The sequence below is a fragment of the Pseudomonas sp. TWR1-1-4 genome (genome assembly GCF_049897165.1).
In the GTDB taxonomy this organism is placed as follows: Bacteria; Pseudomonadota; Gammaproteobacteria; order Pseudomonadales; family Pseudomonadaceae; genus Aquipseudomonas; species Aquipseudomonas canadensis.
The window spans coordinates 1-17,063 of record NZ_JAFCVS010000003.1 but is presented as its reverse complement, the minus strand read 5'-3'; the positions used below and the strand labels follow the sequence as shown (position 1 = coordinate 17,063).

The following is a 17,063-nucleotide window of genomic DNA, read 5'->3' as shown; positions in this document are numbered from 1 at the left end:
TCAGATTCGATTCACAGCAATCAGCGGCAGATCGTCGGGGGCGTTCAACTCACGCCCGGCAATATAACGCTCGCTGCGGCGGGTGCGGTCCATCACCTGCCCTACCAATTGGCCACAGGCGGCGTCGATATCTTCACCACGGGTGGTGCGCACGGTGACGTTGTAGCCGGCCTGGTGCAGTTGATCCTGGAAACGGCGGATAGCGTTGTTGCTCGGCCGCTCGTAGCCAGAATGTGGAAACGGGTTAAACGGAATCAGGTTGATCTTGCACGGGGTGTTCTTGAGCAACTCGATCATCTCGACCGCGTGTTCGACCTTGTCGTTGATGTCCTTGAGCAGGGTGTACTCAATGGTCAACACTCGCTTCTCGCCCAACGTTGCCATATAGCGCTGGCAAGATTCGAGCAGCATCTTAAGCGGATACTTCTTGTTGATTGGCACCAATTGGTTACGCAATGCGTCATTCGGTGCATGCAGCGACAACGCCAGGGAGACGTCGATGTGCTTGGCCAGCTCATCGATCATCGGTACCACGCCGGAGGTCGACAGGGTCACACGGCGCTTGGAGATGCCGTAGCCCAGGTCGTCCATCATCAGGTGCATGGCCGAAATGACGTTATCGAAGTTCAGCAGCGGCTCACCCATGCCCATCATCACCACGTTGGTGATGGCACGGTCGACGGTCGCCGGGACGCTGCCAAAGGATTTGTTGGCAATCCACACCTGGCCGATCACTTCGGCGGCGGTGAGGTTGCTATTGAAGCCTTGCTTGCCGGTGGAGCAGAAACTGCAGTCCAGGGCACAGCCTGCCTGGGACGAAACGCACAAGGTGCCACGTTTGCCCTGGGGAATGTACACCGTCTCGACGCAGCTGCCGGACGCCACGCGCACCACCCACTTGCGGGTGCCGTCGCTGGAGATGTCCTCGCTGACCACTTCGGGACCACGGACCTCAGCAATGGCCTTGAGCTTGTCGCGCAGGGCCTTGCTGACGTTCGTCATGGCATCGAAATCGTCGACGCCAAAGTGGTGAATCCACTTCATTACCTGACCGGCACGGAAACGCTTCTCCCCGATTGAGTCGAAGAATTTCTCCATTTCCGGCTGGGTCAGACCCAGCAGGTTGGTTTTAACAGTCGATGTAGTCATGGATTCACCCTCACTCTTTAAGCCGATGCTTAGCGAGCGGTTACTTCAGTAGCAGCGAAAAAGTACGAGATTTCGCGAGCAGCGGCAGCTTCGGAGTCCGAGCCGTGTACAGCGTTGGCGTCGATGGATTCAGCGAAGTCAGCACGGATAGTGCCGGCAGCAGCTTCTTTAGGGTTGGTAGCGCCCATCAGCTCACGGTTCAGAGCGATAGCGTTTTCGCCTTCCAGAACCTGAACAACAACAGGACCGGAGATCATGAAGGCAACCAGGTCGCCGAAGAAACCACGAGCGCTGTGCTCAGCGTAGAAGCCTTCAGCTTCGGCTTTGGACAGTTGCTTGAGTTTCGAAGCTACAACCTTCAGGCCGGCTTTTTCGAAACGAGTGGTGATCTCGCCGATGACGTTTTTTGCAACAGCGTCAGGCTTGATGATGGAGAAAGTACGTTGAACAGCCATGGTGTAACTCCAGAAACGGTAATTTACGAAAAATTAAACCCGCGAATTATACGCGGGTTATTGGGTATTGCCTAACTGCGTAAAAAGGCGGCTCAGTCTGCTTCTTCGATCCACAGGCCTTGAATCGCCTCCAGGACCTTCTCGCCACCCCGATCAGGGATGTCATCGAAGTCCGGCAGCTCCATCACCAGATTGCGCAGCTTGACGAAGTTGACAGTCAGAGGATTGAACTCCGGATGAGCTTCAGCAAGTTGTATAGCGATTTCTTGTACATCAACCCATTTCAGGCTCATGACATTTCCTTGAATCAATGCGGCGCTTCGGCGGCATGGTTGAGGGAATATTTCGGAATTTCGACGGTGATGTCTTCCGTCCCGACCTTTGCTTGACAGCTTAGACGCGAAGTCGCTTCCAGGCCCCACGCGCGGTCAAGGAAGTCCTCTTCCAGCTCGTCAGCCTCTTCCAGGCTGTTGAAGCCCTCGCGGATGACGCAGTGGCACGTGGTGCAAGCACACACACCGCCGCAGGCGCTTTCGATCTCGATGTGGTTGTCATGGGCAACTTCGAGGATGGACTTGCCGGTCTCAGCCTCCACGACCATACCGTCCGGGCAATGCTCGGCGTGTGGCAGAAAAATGACCTGCGGCATTAATTATTCCTCGATTTCATTCAGGTTGCGTCCCGCCAAGGCGGCTTTGACCGTCTGGTCCATACGACGGGCGGCAAAGGCATCGGTCACTTGGGACAGGCGCTTGGTCTGTTGCTCGATGGCATAACCATCGTCGCCTTTCATCAGTTCGGCCAGTTCCTGCATTTGCAGGTCGATGACCATGCGCTCTTCGGCATCCAACAGGCGCTCGCCGTCAGCATCCAGCGCGCCCTGCACCGCTTCGAGCAGGCGCCGGGCGTCGACTTGCTGCTCACGCAATACCCGGGCGACCTTGTCGTCACCGGCATATTGGAACGAGTCCTTGAGCATCTTGGCGATTTCACCGTCGGTGAGGCCGTAGGACGGCTTGACCTGGATGCTCGCCTCAACGCCTGAGCCCAGCTCTCGCGAGGCCACATTCAACAGGCCATCGGCGTCAACCTGGAAGGTCACGCGAATCTTCGCCGCACCCGCCACCATCGCCGGAATGCCGCGCAATTCAAAGCGCGCCAGGGAGCGGCAGTCGCTGATCAGCTCGCGCTCACCTTGCAACACGTGAATCATCATGGCCGTCTGGCCATCTTTGTAAGTAGTGAAGTCCTGGGCGCGGGCGACGGGGATGGTGGTGTTGCGTGGAATCACCTTCTCCATCAAGCCACCCATGGTTTCCAGACCCAGGGACAGCGGGATCACGTCGAGCAGAAGCAGTTCGCCACCATCGCGCTTGTTACCGGCCAGGGTATCGGCCTGGATCGCAGCGCCGATGGCGACCACTTGATCCGGGTCGATTTCAGTCAGCGGCTGGCGACCGAAGGCTTCGGCGACGGCTTCACGCACGCGCGGCACACGGGTGGAGCCACCGACCATGACCACGGCGCCGACATCTTCCAGCTCGATACCGGAATCGCGCACCGCGCGGCGGCAGGCTTTCAGGCTGCGGGCAACCATCGGTTCGATCAACGCATCGAAGGCTTCGCGCGTCAGTTGGGCCGACCAGTTGCCGTAGGAAACTTCAACACTTGCAGCATCGGTCAGCGCTTCCTTGGCCGCGCAAGCAGTTTGCAGCAGGTTGCGCTGCGCGCCCGGGTCCAGGTCGGCAGACAAGCCGGCGCTGCTGATGATCCAGCCCGCAATGGCGTGGTCGAAGTCATCGCCGCCCAGGGCGCTGTCGCCGCCGGTCGCGAGCACTTCGAAGACGCCGCCGGTCAGGCGCAGGATAGAAATATCAAAGGTGCCGCCGCCCAGGTCGTAAATAGCGACAAGGCCTTCGGCGTGCTGGTCCAGGCCATAAGCCACGGCCGCCGCAGTCGGTTCGTTGAGCAGGCGCAGTACGTTCAGGCCGGCGAGTTTTGCCGCGTCCTTGGTGGCCTGGCGCTGAGCGTCATCGAAATAAGCCGGAACGGTGATTACGGCACCGACCAGTTCGCCGCCCAGGGTTTTCTCCGCGCGTTGGCGCAGCACCTTGAGGATATCGGCCGACACTTCCACCGGGCTTTTCGGGCCCTGGATGGTGTCGATGAACGGCATGTGGGATTCACCGCCAACAAAGCGGTATGGCAGTTGGTCGCCCAATTGCTTGACGTCGGACAGACCACGACCCATCAAGCGCTTGACCGACAGCACAGTGTTCAGAGGATCGCTAGAGGCTGCCAGCTTGGCTGACTCACCGACTTCGGTGCGATCAGCGTGATAACGCACGGCAGACGGCAGGATCACCTGGCCATCAGCGTCGGGCAACGGCTCGGACAGGCCGCTGCGCAAGGCAGCAACCAGGGAATTGGTGGTGCCCAGGTCAATCCCGACCGCCAGGCGACGCTGGTGCGGTTGAGGGCTTTGGCCGGGTTCGGCGATTTGCAGTAGGGCCATGGTAATCAGGTCTTATCTGTCTATCAGGCGTGCATCACGGGCAGCACACTGGGTTAATCGTCGAGGCGCTCTTCTAGCTGGCGCACTTCGTAGGTGAGCTTGTCGAGGAACTGCATGCGCCGCATCAGGCGTTCGGCCTGTTCACGTTGCGCAGCATCATCCCAACAGGCTGCGAAGCTTTCGTTGAGTTCATCCTGGGCCGTTTTCAGACGACGCTTGAAGACTGCGACGCCGGCCAGATCGGCTTCGTCCTGCAAGTCTTCGAGTTCTTCGCGCCACTGCATCTGCTGCATCAAGAAGTCCGGGTCGTGAACCGTGACTTCCAGCGGCAACTCGCCACCATTCATCGCGAGCAGGTAACGCGCGCGCTTGGGGGGGCTTTTGAGCGTCTGATAGGCTTCGTTGAGGCTGGCCGATTGCTCCAGCGCCAGGCGTTGCTCACGCTCGGAGGCGTCAGCAAAGCGGTCCGGATGCACGCCACGCGCCAGTTCTCGGTAGCGCGTGGCAAGCTGCTCAAGGTCCAGCCGAAAGCTCGGCTGCAGCTCGAATAAAGCGAAATGACAAGGAGTACCCACGAATAGCCTCAGATGTTGAAGCTTTCGCCGCAGCCACATTCACCGCGCACGTTGGGATTGTTGAACTTGAAGCCTTCGTTCAACCCTTCCTTGACGAAATCGAGCTCGGTGCCGTCCAGGTAGGTCAGGCTTTTAGGGTCGATGATCACTTTCTCGCCGTGACTTTCGAACACCTGGTCTTCCGCAACCACTTCGTCGACAAACTCCAGCACGTAGGCAAGGCCGGAGCAGCCTGTGGTGCGAACACCCAGACGAATCCCCTCACCTTTACCGCGCCCATTCAGGGAGCGGCGAATGTGCTGTGCAGCCGCTTCTGTCATGCTGATAGCCATCGTTGACTCCTTACTCGTCGCCAAATGCTTAGATCAAGCCTTTCTTCTGCTTGTAGTCGCGAACGGCCGCCTTGATGGCGTCTTCTGCGAGTACCGAGCAGTGGATTTTCACTGGCGGCAGGGCCAGTTCTTCGGCCAGCTGGGTGTTGCTGATAGTCACAGCCTCATCCAGGGTCTTGCCTTTCATCCATTCGGTCGCCAGGGAGCTGGAGGCGATGGCCGAACCGCAGCCGTAGGTCTTGAACTTGGCGTCTTCGATAACGCCAGCGTCGTTGACCTTGATCTGCAGGCGCATCACATCGCCGCACGCCGGAGCGCCGACCATGCCGGTGCCGACATCAGGGTCTTCCGCGTTCATCTTGCCGACGTTGCGCGGGTTTTCGTAGTGGTCGATGACCTTTTCGCTGTAAGCCATGGTACTGAATCCTCACTCATCAGGGCCGCTCTGGAACCCTGTAGAAACGCCTGCGTTTTCCGCCACGTTCCTACAGAGCTTGGGTGGCGGCTTCTATATTTAGTGTGCCGCCCACTCGATCTTGGAAATATCGACACCGTCTTTGTACATGTCCCACAGCGGCGACAGAACGCGCAGCTTGTTGACGGCTTCGCAGACTTTCTGCGCGGCGTAGTCGACTTGCTCTTCGGTGGTGAAACGGCCGAACGTAAAGCGGATCGAGCTGTGTGCCAGTTCGTCGTTGCGGCCCAGGGCGCGCAGTACGTACGAAGGCTCAAGGGACGCCGAGGTGCAGGCCGAACCGGACGAAACCGCCAGATCCTTGAGCGCCATGATCAGCGACTCGCCTTCGACGTAGTTGAAGCTCAAATTCAGGTTGTGCGGTACACGGGCGGTCATGCTGCCGTTGATGTACAGCTCTTCAAGGTTCTCGACCTGCTTGTAGAAGCGATCGCTGAGGGCCTTGATGCGCACGTTTTCGGCAGCCATGTCTTCCTTGGCTACACGGAAGGCTTCGCCCATGCCGACGATCTGGTGAGTCGCCAGGGTGCCCGAACGCATGCCGCGCTCGTGACCGCCGCCGTGCATGGTGGCTTCGATGCGCACACGTGGCTTGCGGCTCACATACAGGGCGCCGATGCCCTTAGGGCCGTAGGTCTTGTGGGCAGAGAACGACATCAGGTCGACTTTCAGTTTCGACAGGTCGATGTCGACCTTGCCGGTGGACTGAGCAGCGTCGACGTGCAGCAGGATGCCCTTCGAGCGGGTCAGCTCGCCGATGGCCGCGATGTCGTTGATGGTGCCGATTTCGTTGTTCACGTGGATCACGGAAACCAGGATGGTGTCTTCACGCAGGGCCGCTTCGATCATGGCCGGGGTGACGATACCGTCGGTGGTTGGCTCGAGGTAGGTGACCTCGAAACCTTCACGCTCCAGTTGGCGCATGGTGTCGAGGACAGCCTTGTGCTCAATCTTGGTGGTGATCAGGTGTTTGCCCTTGGTCGCATAGAAATGCGCCGCGCCCTTGATTGCCAGGTTGTCAGACTCGGTAGCACCGGAGGTCCAGACGATTTCCCGTGGGTCGGCGTTGACCAGGTCAGCGACTTGGCGACGAGCGTTCTCGACCGCTTCCTCGGCTTTCCAGCCGAATACATGGGAACGGGAGGCCGGGTTGCCGAAGTTTCCGTCAACCAGCAGGCATTCGCTCATCTTTTGCGCGACACGCGGATCAACCGGGGTGGTCGCTGAGTAATCAAGGTAAATCGGCAATTTCATGGACTTTCTCCTAAATCAGGCTGGCTGGCGTGCCGTTAGCTCTTCGGCTGTCACTCGACGGCGGACGCTTCGATCTTGTCCAGACGCGGCGCCTTGGTGTTGCAACGGCGCTGGTCCTGACGCTGGGCTACTTCTTGCACCTCACGGCGAGTCACAAGATCAGCCAAGCTGATACCACTCAAAAACTCATGGATCTGCAGGCTCAAGTCACACCACAGGTGGTGTGTCAGGCAGGTGTCGCCGGCGTGGCAATCACCCAGGCCCTGGCATTTGGTGGCGTCGACGGATTCGTTGACCGCGTCGATCACCTGAGCCACCTGGATACCCTGCATGTCGCGGGACAACTGATAGCCGCCGCCTGGGCCGCGGACACTGGAAACCAGGTTGCTACGGCGCAACTTGGCAAACAGTTGCTCGAGATAGGACAGGGAAATGCCTTGGCGCTCGGAGATATCGGCCAGGGACACCGGCCCAGTTTGCGCGTGCAAAGCCAGGTCAAGCATGGCGGTCACCGCGTATCGGCCTTTTGTAGTCAGTCTCATGGACAATTACCAAGGTGTTTCAGAATGTGGGCAAGTATGCGATTCCCGAGTATTTAAGTCAACTATAAGACCTAGTACTTTAGTCAGGATTACCCGTAAAAAGGGCGCGCGAATCATAGCAGGGTGCGAGAGGTAATGGCACATTCAACATCATGTGGCCGATAAAGCGTAAACCTTGTAGGAGCCCGGCTTGCCGGCGATAGCGACCTTAACGACGCCATCGCCGGCAAGCCGGACTCCTACAGGAATAAGTACTTTAGCTAGCTTGCTGGTTGGTTTCGGCCTTGATCTCGGCGAAGTCTTCTTCGCGCAGCTCAGGCAGATCCTTCGCACAGTACGGACTGCCCAGGTCCTTCAGCGCACCGCACATGCCATCCAGCTTGCCGTCCACCGCTTGCAGGTGATCCAGCAACTGGCCAATGGCTCGCGCCACCGGGTCAGGCATGTCTTCGCTGACGCCATAGGCATCGAAGCCGATTTTCTCAGCCATGGCCTTGCGCTTGGCTTCCTGCTCGTCGCCGACTTCCGGCTTGACGATGATTCGGCCAGGAATACCTACAACGGTTGCACCTGGCGGCACAGCCTTGGTCACCACCGCATTGGAGCCGACCTTGGCGCCCGCGCCGACAGTGAACGGGCCGAGCACCTTCGCGCCCGCACCTACCACCACACCATCACCCAGAGTTGGGTGGCGCTTGCCCTTGTTCCAACTGGTCCCGCCCAAGGTCACACCCTGATAAAGGGTCACGTCATCGCCGATCTCGGCAGTCTCGCCAATCACGATACCCATGCCATGGTCGATGAAGAAACGACGACCCACCTTGGCGCCCGGATGAATCTCGATCCCCGTCATCCACCGCCCGAAGTTCGACACCAACCGCGCCAGCCATTTCCAGCCCATGCCCCACAGGGCACCGGAAAGGCGGTGAATCCAGATGGCGTGCATGCCCGGATAGCAGGTCAGCACTTCAAAAGCGTTGCGCGCCGCCGGGTCACGGTGGAAAACACTTTGGATATCTTCTCGCAAACGCTCGAACATTTTTAATCCTTCCGCTTAAGAAGCTCGCCACGGGCCGCTTTCTGGGTTTCCGTGAGGATGCCACGCAATATGTTCATTTCTGCCCGGCTGACCGAGCTACGTCCGTAAAGGCGACGCAGGCGTGCCATCAAGTGCCGCGGCTTTTCCGGATCGAGGAATTCGATGGCCACCAGGGTTTGCTCCAAGTGTTCATAGAACCGCTCCAACTCGTCCATGGTGGCCAACTCGCCACTTTTGGTCGACGCGACCTCTTCCTTCTCTACCTTGCTCGGCTGACCCGCAGCGGCCAGCCAGGCCATGCGCACTTCGTAGGTCAACACCTGCACCGCCGCCCCGAGGTTCAGCGAGCTGAATTCAGGGTCCGATGGGATATGCACATGGTAATGACATCGCTGCAGCTCTTCATTGGTCAGGCCGGAGTCCTCACGACCAAAGACCAAGGCTATTTCAGCGCCGCCGGCGGCTTCTTCGACCACTTTGGTGCCGCATTCACGCGGATCCAGCAGCGGCCAAGGGATGCGACGGTCGCGAGCACTGGTGCCGAGCACCAGGTTGCAGCCGACCAAGGCATCTTCCAAGGTAGCGACGACCTGGGCTTTTTCAAGAAGGTCATTAGCGCCGGACGCACGGGCATCAGCCTCGTGGTGCGGGAACACACGCGGTTCGACCAGCACCAGGCGCGTCAGCCCCATGTTTTTCATGGCTCGCGCCACCCCGCCGATGTTACCGGGATGACTGGTATTGACCAAGACGACACGAATGTTTTGCAGCAAGGGAGGCGCTCTCGGACACGGGAAAGGGGAGCAAATCTTACAGAACAGCCTAAGGTTATGCCATGAAAGCTAACGTCGTCCTTCACCTGAAGAAAGTTTCTGCTAGAATGCTCGGCTTTCTTTAACAACCTTAGGTGACACATCCATGCAGCCCATGCTGAATATCGCGCTGCGCGCCGCCCGCAGCGCCAGTGAATTGATCTTCCGCTCCATCGAGCGCCTGGATACCATCAAGGTCGACGAAAAAGACGCCAAGGATTATGTATCCGAGGTGGATCGCGCCGCCGAACAGAAAATCATCGATGCCCTGCGCAAGGCCTACCCTACCCACGGCATCCTCGGTGAAGAAACCGGCTTGCACAAAGGCAGCGGCGAAGGCGAAGACTATCTGTGGATCATCGACCCACTGGATGGCACCACCAACTTCCTGCGCGGCATCCCGCACTTTGCCGTGAGCATCGCGTGCAAATACCGTGGTCGCCTGGAACACGCCGTCGTCCTGGACCCAGTCCGCCAAGAAGAATTCACCGCCAGCCGTGGCCGTGGCGCCCAGCTGAATGGTCGTCGCCTTCGCGTCAGCGGTCGCACCAGCCTGGACGGCGCCCTGCTGGGTACCGGCTTCCCGTTCCGTGATGACCAGATGGACAACCTGGAAAACTACCTGGGCATGTTCCGCGCCCTCGTTGGCCAGACTGCCGGCATCCGTCGTGCCGGTGCCGCGAGCCTGGACCTGGCTTATGTGGCTGCTGGTCGTTTCGATGCGTTCTGGGAGTCGGGCCTGTCCGAGTGGGACATGGCTGCAGGCGCCCTGCTGATCCAAGAAGCAGGTGGCTTGGTGAGCGACTTCACGGGCGGTCACGATTTCCTTGAGAAAGGCCACGTCGTTGCCGGCAACACCAAATGCTTCAAGGCAGTACTGACGGCCATCCAGCCGCACCTGCCTGCATCGCTGAAGCGCTAAGCGAGCGAGCACAAAAAAGCACCCCGAGGGGTGCTTTTTTTATGCCTGTAGAACCGGTTACTGCTGGTTCTGACCCAGGATCAGGCGACCCTCTTTGTCGACTGGAATCTGGCTGCCAGGGTCACGCTCCATACGCACGGAACCTTCCTTGCCATCCAGGTTGTAACGCACGTCGTACCCGACCACCTTGTCGCTGATGTCGTTGACGGTGTTACAACGGGTTTGCGTGGTGGTGTAGGTATCGCGGTTCTGCATGCCTTCCTGAACCTTGTTACCGGCGTAACCGCCACCCACCGCGCCGGCTACAGTCGCCAGCTTCTTGCCATTACCGCCACCGATCTGGTTGCCGAGCAAACCACCCGCCAGGGCGCCTACGACCGTACCGGCGATTTGATGCTGATCCTGCACCGGACGCTGCCGGGTCACGGTGACGTCCTTGCAGACCTCACGGGGAGTTTTTATCTGGGTTTTAACCGGCTGCACCGCCAGCACTTGCGCATACTCAGGGCCGCTTTTTACCAGGCTGTAGGTGGCAACAGCACCCCCGGCAGTCACACCGACAGCACCCAATACCGCACCAACCAGCAACGACTTGTTCACGTGAACCTCCTGACCATCACAAGCGGACCGAAACGTCCGCGCTATACCCAGCCTTGGAGCAAAAAAAAAGGCGCGAGTTCAATACTCGCGCCTTTCTTGTCACAGCCGATCAACAAACGCCCATCAAGGACGGTCGTCAACCTCCTTGCCAGTGCTGGCCGGAGGGATCAGGTCTTCGCTGTTGAGGTTCAGCCAGATCAGCACCACGTTGGCGATGTAGATCGACGAGTAGGTGCCCGCCAGAACGCCGATGAACAGCGCCAGGGAGAAGCCCCACAGGTTGTCGCCACCGAAAATCATCAGCGCAGCGATCGCCAGCAAAGTGGAAATCGACGTCGCCATGGTCCGCAACAGGGTCTGGGTGGTCGAGACGTTGATGTTCTCGATCAGCGACGCCTTGCGCAGTACACGGAAGTTCTCACGAACCCGGTCGAATACCACGATGGTGTCGTTGAGGGAGTAACCAATGATCGCCAGTACAGCGGCCAGTACGGTCAGGTCGAACGTGATCTGGAAGTACGCGAGGATACCCACGGTGACGATCACGTCATGGATCAGCGACACAATGGCGCCGACACCGAACTTCCACTGAAAGCGGAACGCCAGGTAGATCATGATGCCGACCAGCGCCATCAGCATGCCGAGGCCGCCCTGGTCGCGCAGTTCTTCACCGACCTGCGGGCCCACGAACTCGACACGCTTGACCGACGCAGGGTTGTCGCCGCCGACCTTCTGCAAGGCCTCGGCTACCTGGTGACCCAGTTGCGGGTCTTCGCCAGGCATACGCACCAGCAGGTCGGTGGTGGCACCAAAGCTCTGCACGATGGCTTCGTGATAGCCGGCCTTGACCAGCTCGTTGCGCACCAGGGTCACATCGGCCGGTTTCTCGTAGGTCAGCTCGATGAGCGTACCGCCGGTAAAGTCCAGACCGTAGTTCAGGCCCTTATGGAACCAGCTGAACAACGCCAGAACGGTAAGGAGCACGGTGACGCCGAACGCAACGTTGCGAACGCCCATGAAGTTGATTGTACGTAACATGGCAGCCCCTTAAATCCACAACTTCTTGAAGTCACGCCCGCCATAGATCAGGTTGACCATTGCGCGGGTCACCATGATGGCCGTGAACATCGAGGTAAAGATACCGAGGGACATGGTCACCGCAAAGCCCTTGACCGGGCCGGTACCCATGGCGAAGAGAATCCCACCCACCAACAATGTGGTCAGGTTGGAGTCGAGAATCGCGGTAAATGCCCGGCCGAAGCCTTCGTTGATTGCACGCTGTACGGTCATGCCATTGGCGATCTCTTCACGAATCCGCGAGAAGATCAGTACGTTGGCATCTACCGCCATACCCATGGTGAGTACGATACCGGCGATACCTGGCAAGGTCAGCGTAGCGCCCAGCAGCGACATCAGGGCCAGCAGCATGACCATGTTGCCCGCCAGGGCCACGGTGGCGATAACACCGAAGAAGCGGTAGATGGCGATGATGAACAGGGACACGAACAGCATGCCCCACAAGGCCGCGTCGATACCCTTGGTGATGTTGTCGGCACCCAGGCTCGGGCCGATGGTACGTTCTTCAGCGAAGTACATTGGGGCAGCCAGGCCACCGGCACGCAGCAGCAGGGCCAGCTCCGAGGATTCGCCCTGGCCGTTCAAGCCAGTGATACGGAATTGAGCACCCAGTGGCGACTGGATGGTCGCCAGGCTGATGATCTTCTTCTCTTCCTTGAAGGTCTGAACCGGCACGTCTTTCTCGACGCCGTTGACCATCTGCTTGGTATAGGTGGTCACCGGGCGTTGCTCGATGAAGATCACCGCCATGCTGCGACCGACGTTGCTGCGCGTGGCGCGGCTCATCAGTTCGCCGCCATGGCCATCCAGACGGATGTTAACTTCAGGGGTGCCGTGCTCGCCAAAACCAGCCTTGGCGTCAGTCACCTGGTCACCGGTGATGATCAAGCCACGCTCGATCAACGCAGGAGGACGGTTGCCTTCGCGGAACTCGAACTCTTCGGAAGTGGCGCGAGTAGCACCCGGCTCAGCCGCCAGACGGAATTCCAGGTTGGCGGTTTTACCCAGGATACGCTTGGCTTCAGCGGTGTCCTGTACGCCCGGCAGTTCAACCACGATACGGTTGGCACCCTGGCGCTGAACGATTGGCTCAGCCACACCCAGTTCGTTGACGCGGTTACGTACCGTGGTCAAGTTCTGCTTGATGGAGTATTCACGGATTTCCGCCAGCTTGGCCGGGGTCATCGCCAGACGCAGTACAGGTTGACCGTTGAGGTCGGCCGGTACGATGTCGAAATCGTTGAAGTTTTTGCGGATCAGTGCACGGGCCTGTTCGCGGGAAGCTTCGTCAGAGAAGCCCAGCTGGATGGCACCGTTGAGCTGCGGCAGGCTGCGATAACGCAGGCGCTCTTTACGCAGCAGGCTCTTCACGTCGCCTTCGTAGACCTTCAGTCGAGCGTCGAGGGCTTTGTCCATGTCGACTTCCAGCAGGAAGTGCACGCCACCGGACAAGTCCAGACCCAGCTTCATCGGGTGCGCGCCAATCTTGCGCAGCCAGGTTGGCGTGGTCTGTGCCAGGTTGAGTGCGACAACATAGTCGTCACCCATGGCCTTGCGCACGACATCTTTGGCCGGCAATTGGTCTTCTGCCTTGGTCAGGCGCAGCAAGCCGCCCTTCGAATCAGCCGCCAACGTTGCCGCCTTGACCTGGATACCCGCGTCAACGAGCGCTTTGCTCGCGCGTTCCAGGTCGGCCTGATTGACCTGCAGCGAAGTGCTGGCGCCAGTGATCTGGATCGCCGGGTCATCAGGATAGAGATTGGGAGCGGAATAAATAAAACCGATCGCCAGCACCGCCAGGATCAGTACGTATTTCCACAGAGGGTATTTGTTCAGCATCACGCCGCCCGCTTATAACGCGGGGCGCCTTGCGCGCCCCGTCGATTGGTAAAGGTTGTTACTCAGATCGCTTTGAGCGTGCCTTTTGGCAGCGTGGCGGCGATGGCGCCCTTCTGGAACTTCATTTCTACGGTGTCGGAAACTTCCAGAACCACGAAAGCATCGGAAACCTTGGTGATCTTGCCGGCGATGCCGCCAGTGGTCACAACTTCGTCACCTTTCTGCAGGCTGCCCAGCAGGTTTTTCTGCTCTTTGGCGCGCTTGGCCTGTGGACGCCAGATCATCAGGTAGAAGATGACCAGGAAGCCGACCAGGAAAATCCACTCGAAACCACCGCCCATAGGGCCGGCAGCAGCAGGCGCAGCGGCATCAGCCATGGCGTTAGAGATAAAAAAGCTCATTTAGCACTCCAGTTGCAAATAGTGAATCTTAGGGTCGGAAAACTCAGTCCAAGGGCGGCACAGGGAGCCCGCGCTTGGCATAGAAGGCATCGACGAAGGCGGCCAATGTACCCTGTTGAATAGCCTCGCGCAAACCAGCCATCAGGACTTGGTAGTGACGCAAATTGTGGATGGTATTCAACATGCTACCCAGCATTTCCCCACACTTGTCCAGATGGTGCAGATAAGCACGGGAGAAGTTCTGGCAGGTGTAGCAATCACAGGTGGGATCCAGCGGCGAATCATCATGGCGATGGAACGCGTTACGGATCTTCAGCACGCCTGTATCGATGAACAGATGCCCATTGCGGGCATTACGGGTTGGCATCACGCAATCGAACATGTCCACACCGCGGCGCACACCCTCTACGAGATCTTCCGGTTTGCCAACGCCCATAAGGTAACGAGGTTTGTCAGCCGGCATCAGGCCCGGCAGGTAATCCAGCACCTTAATCATTTCGTGCTTGGGCTCGCCCACCGACAAACCGCCGATGGCCAGGCCGTCAAAACCGATCTTATCCAAGCCTTCCAGCGAGCGTTTGCGCAGGCTTTCGTGCATGCCGCCCTGGACGATACCGAACAACGCAGCGGTGTTGTCGCCGTGGGCATTCTTCGAACGCTGGGCCCAACGCAGGGACAACTCCATGGAGATCCGCGCGACGTCTTCGTCAGCCGGGTACGGCGTGCACTCGTCAAAAATCATCACGATATCGGAGCCCAGGTCACGCTGGACCTGCATCGACTCTTCCGGGCCCATGAACACTTTGGAACCGTCCACCGGCGAGGCGAAGGTCACGCCCTCCTCCTTGATCTTGCGCATGGCGCCCAAGCTGAACACCTGGAAACCACCCGAGTCGGTCAGGATCGGGCCTTGCCACTTCATGAAGTCATGCAGGTCGCCATGCTTCTTGATCACTTCGGTGCCCGGGCGCAGCCACAGGTGGAAAGTGTTGCCGAGGATGATCTCGGCGCCGGTGGCGACGATGTCACGCGGCAGCATGCCTTTGACGGTGCCGTAGGTGCCGACCGGCATGAAAGCCGGGGTCTCGACGGTGCCGCGCGGGAAGGTCAAACGGCCGCGGCGAGCTTTACCATCCGTGGCCAGCAATTCAAACGACATACGACTCATGATTGTTCCTCTGGGCCGCGCGGCGCCGGGTTACGGGTGATAAACATCGCATCACCGTAGCTGAAAAAACGGTACTCGTTGGCGATGGCGGCTTGATAAGCGGCCATGGTTTCCGGGTAACCGGCAAATGCCGAAACCAGCATCAACAGCGTGGATTCGGGCAGATGGAAGTTGGTCACCAGGCAATCGACCACATGGAATGGCCGGCCTGGGAAGATAAAGATATCGGTGTCGCCGCTGAACGGCTTGAGCACGCCATCACGGGCCGCGCTTTCCAACGAGCGCACACTGGTGGTGCCCACTGCGACTACGCGTCCGCCACGCGCCTTGCACGCCGCGACAGCGTCCACCACTTCCTGGCTGACTTCCAACCACTCGCTGTGCATATGGTGGTCTTCGATGTTATCCACACGCACCGGTTGAAACGTGCCGGCCCCCACGTGCAGGGTCACATAGGCGGTCTCGACGCCCTTGGCGGCAATCGCATCGAGCAGCGGTTGATCGAAGTGCAGGCCTGCGGTCGGTGCAGCAACGGCGCCGAGGCGCTGGGAGTAAACCGTCTGATAGCGTTCGCGGTCCGAGTCTTCGTCGGGACGGTCTATATAGGGAGGCAACGGCATATGGCCGACGCGCTCCAGCAGCGGCAATACCTCTTCGGCAAACTTTAGTTCGAACAGCGCATCATGACGCGCCACCATCTCGGCTTCGCCACCGCCATCGATCAGTATGGAAGAACCCGGTTTCGGCGACTTGCTCGAGCGCACATGGGCCAGTACGCGATGACTGTCCAGTACTCGCTCAACCAGAATTTCCAGCTTGCCGCCAGATGCTTTCTGGCCAAACAACCGCGCCGGAATCACTCGGGTATTGTTGAACACCATCAGATCGCCAGGGCGCAAATGCTCAAGCAAATCAGTGAATTGACGGTGTGCGAGGACGCCACTCACCCCGTCCAGGGTCAGCAGTCGACTGGCGCGACGCTCGGCCAAAGGGTGGCGAGCGATCAGCGAATCAGGGAGTTCAAAAGTAAAGTCAGCAACGCGCATGATGGAGTTCGTCTAGCAGGGCCGGGAAGTCTAGCGGAATTAGTCAAAATTGACCATGAAAGGTGATTGACCAACGGTAATCTCATCTCTATACTTCGCCGCCATTGAGCCCTGATGGCGGAATTGGTAGACGCGGCGGATTCAAAATCCGTTTTCGAAAGGAGTGGGAGTTCGAGTCTCCCTCGGGGCACCATCTTAAAAAAAGACCTTGAAATTCAAGGTCTTTTTTTTCGCCTGTAGAAAAGTGCATCACCTGCAAAGCTGTTCTTTTGTGAGCGGTGCACCACGCCAACGCCCCTCTCCAGGCGCGCTCTGACACGCGCTGTCAGCGCAATGCCCGCCTACCATTCATCGCGCACTTACAAGCCTCTAGCAGCTACTGGAGAGCGCTCAGCGCGTCGAACGCATTTGGGTGCCAGCGCCACCGAGCATGTATGAAAAACCAGATTAATGCGGAGCTGAAAGCACCGATGAAGTGATCACGCCGAGTATTTGGGGACTTTTCGACCGCCCAAAACAAAACCCCATCTGCTTTCGCAAATGGGGTTTTGGAATTTAATCTTGACGATGACCTACTCTCACATGGGGAAACCCCACACTACCATCGGCGATGCATCGTTTCACTGCTGAGTTCGGGATGGGATCAGGTGGTTCCAATGCTCTATGGTCGTCAAGAAATTCGGGTACTGAATCGTGGCTTATGCCTCGCTTCAGCAAATTGGGTATGTGACAGCTTTCGGTGCTTGTGAGCGTCGAACTTTCGGTTCATTTTCGTCTTCACACACCGCAATCTGATGCTCGTTAGAGTAGTCAAATTGCTTGGGTGTTATATGGTCAAGCCTCACGGGCAATTAGTATTGGT

19 protein-coding genes, 1 tRNA gene and 1 rRNA gene are annotated in these 17,063 nt (G+C 58.6%); 2 read left to right on the top strand and 19 right to left on the bottom strand.

Translation table 11 applies throughout. From position 1 onward, the window contains the following. The 12 genes from rlmN to trmJ form a co-directional block, all read right to left on the bottom strand. The gene (rlmN, locus tag ACP7C6_RS08420; protein ID WP_236318901.1) at positions 1 to 1,149 is read right to left on the bottom strand and encodes a 23S rRNA (adenine(2503)-C(2))-methyltransferase RlmN; all 1,149 of its coding nucleotides are present in this window, start codon (positions 1,147 to 1,149) and stop codon (positions 1 to 3) included. A gap of 29 nt (positions 1,150 to 1,178) precedes the next feature. Then, the gene (gene ndk, locus ACP7C6_RS08415; protein WP_003175956.1) at positions 1,179 to 1,604 is read right to left on the bottom strand and encodes a nucleoside-diphosphate kinase; all 426 of its coding nucleotides are present in this window, start codon (positions 1,602 to 1,604) and stop codon (positions 1,179 to 1,181) included. 92 nt (positions 1,605 to 1,696) lie between these two features. Next, positions 1,697 to 1,897: a Fe-S cluster assembly protein IscX gene (gene iscX, locus ACP7C6_RS08410; protein WP_426108613.1), complete on the bottom strand. Its 201-nt coding sequence runs from the start codon at positions 1,895 to 1,897 to the stop codon at positions 1,697 to 1,699. A 14-nt stretch (positions 1,898 to 1,911) separates the two neighbouring features. Then, positions 1,912 to 2,253, bottom strand: coding sequence for an ISC system 2Fe-2S type ferredoxin (fdx, locus tag ACP7C6_RS08405; protein ID WP_015885743.1), 342 nt, complete (start codon positions 2,251 to 2,253; stop codon positions 1,912 to 1,914). Between the two features lie 3 nt (positions 2,254 to 2,256). Beyond that, positions 2,257 to 4,119, bottom strand: coding sequence for a Fe-S protein assembly chaperone HscA (gene hscA, locus ACP7C6_RS08400; protein ID WP_426108612.1), 1,863 nt, complete (start codon positions 4,117 to 4,119; stop codon positions 2,257 to 2,259). A gap of 53 nt (positions 4,120 to 4,172) precedes the next feature. Further along, the gene (gene hscB, locus ACP7C6_RS08395; RefSeq protein WP_028617850.1) at positions 4,173 to 4,694 is read right to left on the bottom strand and encodes a co-chaperone HscB; all 522 of its coding nucleotides are present in this window, start codon (positions 4,692 to 4,694) and stop codon (positions 4,173 to 4,175) included. A gap of 8 nt (positions 4,695 to 4,702) precedes the next feature. Then, complete coding sequence (gene iscA / locus ACP7C6_RS08390) at positions 4,703 to 5,026, bottom strand: iron-sulfur cluster assembly protein IscA (protein ID WP_003175963.1); 324 nt, start codon at positions 5,024 to 5,026, stop codon at positions 4,703 to 4,705. Between the two features lie 28 nt (positions 5,027 to 5,054). Further along, entirely contained in the window at positions 5,055 to 5,441 is a 387-nt protein-coding gene (iscU, locus tag ACP7C6_RS08385; protein ID WP_003175965.1) for a Fe-S cluster assembly scaffold IscU, read from the bottom strand. Positions 5,442 to 5,540: 99 nt separating this feature from the next. Next, complete coding sequence (locus ACP7C6_RS08380; protein ID WP_010207898.1) at positions 5,541 to 6,755, bottom strand: IscS subfamily cysteine desulfurase; 1,215 nt, start codon at positions 6,753 to 6,755, stop codon at positions 5,541 to 5,543. Positions 6,756 to 6,805: 50 nt separating this feature from the next. Beyond that, positions 6,806 to 7,297: a Fe-S cluster assembly transcriptional regulator IscR gene (gene iscR, locus ACP7C6_RS08375; protein ID WP_003194020.1), complete on the bottom strand. Its 492-nt coding sequence runs from the start codon at positions 7,295 to 7,297 to the stop codon at positions 6,806 to 6,808. Between the two features lie 256 nt (positions 7,298 to 7,553). Then, positions 7,554 to 8,336: a serine O-acetyltransferase gene (gene cysE, locus ACP7C6_RS08370; protein ID WP_028617852.1), complete on the bottom strand. Its 783-nt coding sequence runs from the start codon at positions 8,334 to 8,336 to the stop codon at positions 7,554 to 7,556. 2 nt (positions 8,337 to 8,338) lie between these two features. Beyond that, positions 8,339 to 9,109, bottom strand: a complete 771-nt coding sequence (gene trmJ / locus ACP7C6_RS08365) for a tRNA (cytosine(32)/uridine(32)-2'-O)-methyltransferase TrmJ (RefSeq protein ID WP_010207895.1) — start codon at positions 9,107 to 9,109, stop codon at positions 8,339 to 8,341. A gap of 145 nt (positions 9,110 to 9,254) precedes the next feature. Between trmJ and suhB the strand changes: the two genes are divergently transcribed. Then, positions 9,255 to 10,070, top strand: a complete 816-nt coding sequence (suhB, locus tag ACP7C6_RS08360) for an inositol-phosphate phosphatase (RefSeq protein WP_003175971.1) — start codon at positions 9,255 to 9,257, stop codon at positions 10,068 to 10,070. 57 nt (positions 10,071 to 10,127) lie between these two features. Here suhB and ACP7C6_RS08355 read toward each other — a convergent pair whose 3' ends face one another. The 6 genes from ACP7C6_RS08355 to queA form a co-directional block, all read right to left on the bottom strand. Continuing rightward, entirely contained in the window at positions 10,128 to 10,670 is a 543-nt protein-coding gene (locus ACP7C6_RS08355; protein ID WP_010207894.1) for a glycine zipper 2TM domain-containing protein, read from the bottom strand. Positions 10,671 to 10,793: 123 nt separating this feature from the next. Further along, positions 10,794 to 11,708: a protein translocase subunit SecF gene (secF, locus tag ACP7C6_RS08350; protein ID WP_028617853.1), complete on the bottom strand. Its 915-nt coding sequence runs from the start codon at positions 11,706 to 11,708 to the stop codon at positions 10,794 to 10,796. Between the two features lie 9 nt (positions 11,709 to 11,717). Continuing rightward, positions 11,718 to 13,586, bottom strand: a complete 1,869-nt coding sequence (gene secD, locus ACP7C6_RS08345; protein ID WP_028617854.1) for a protein translocase subunit SecD — start codon at positions 13,584 to 13,586, stop codon at positions 11,718 to 11,720. Between the two features lie 62 nt (positions 13,587 to 13,648). Further along, entirely contained in the window at positions 13,649 to 13,987 is a 339-nt protein-coding gene (gene yajC, locus ACP7C6_RS08340; RefSeq protein ID WP_003175975.1) for a preprotein translocase subunit YajC, read from the bottom strand. Positions 13,988 to 14,030: 43 nt separating this feature from the next. After that, a complete protein-coding gene (gene tgt, locus ACP7C6_RS08335) occupies positions 14,031 to 15,146 on the bottom strand; it encodes a tRNA guanosine(34) transglycosylase Tgt (protein ID WP_003175976.1) in 1,116 nt (371 codons plus the stop codon). Between the two features lie 5 nt (positions 15,147 to 15,151). After that, positions 15,152 to 16,201 (bottom strand): tRNA preQ1(34) S-adenosylmethionine ribosyltransferase-isomerase QueA, encoded by a 1,050-nt coding sequence (queA, locus tag ACP7C6_RS08330; RefSeq protein WP_028617855.1) that lies wholly within the window; start codon positions 16,199 to 16,201, stop codon positions 15,152 to 15,154. A 108-nt stretch (positions 16,202 to 16,309) separates the two neighbouring features. On the opposite strand from queA, the gene ACP7C6_RS08325 reads away from it, so the two are divergent. Then, positions 16,310 to 16,394: transfer RNA gene (locus tag ACP7C6_RS08325), tRNA-Leu, on the top strand. Positions 16,395 to 16,760: 366 nt separating this feature from the next. On the opposite strand, the gene rrf is transcribed toward ACP7C6_RS08325, so the two are convergent. Continuing rightward, a 5S ribosomal RNA gene (rrf, locus tag ACP7C6_RS08320) occupies positions 16,761 to 16,876 on the bottom strand. Positions 16,877 to 17,063 lie beyond the last annotated feature (187 nt).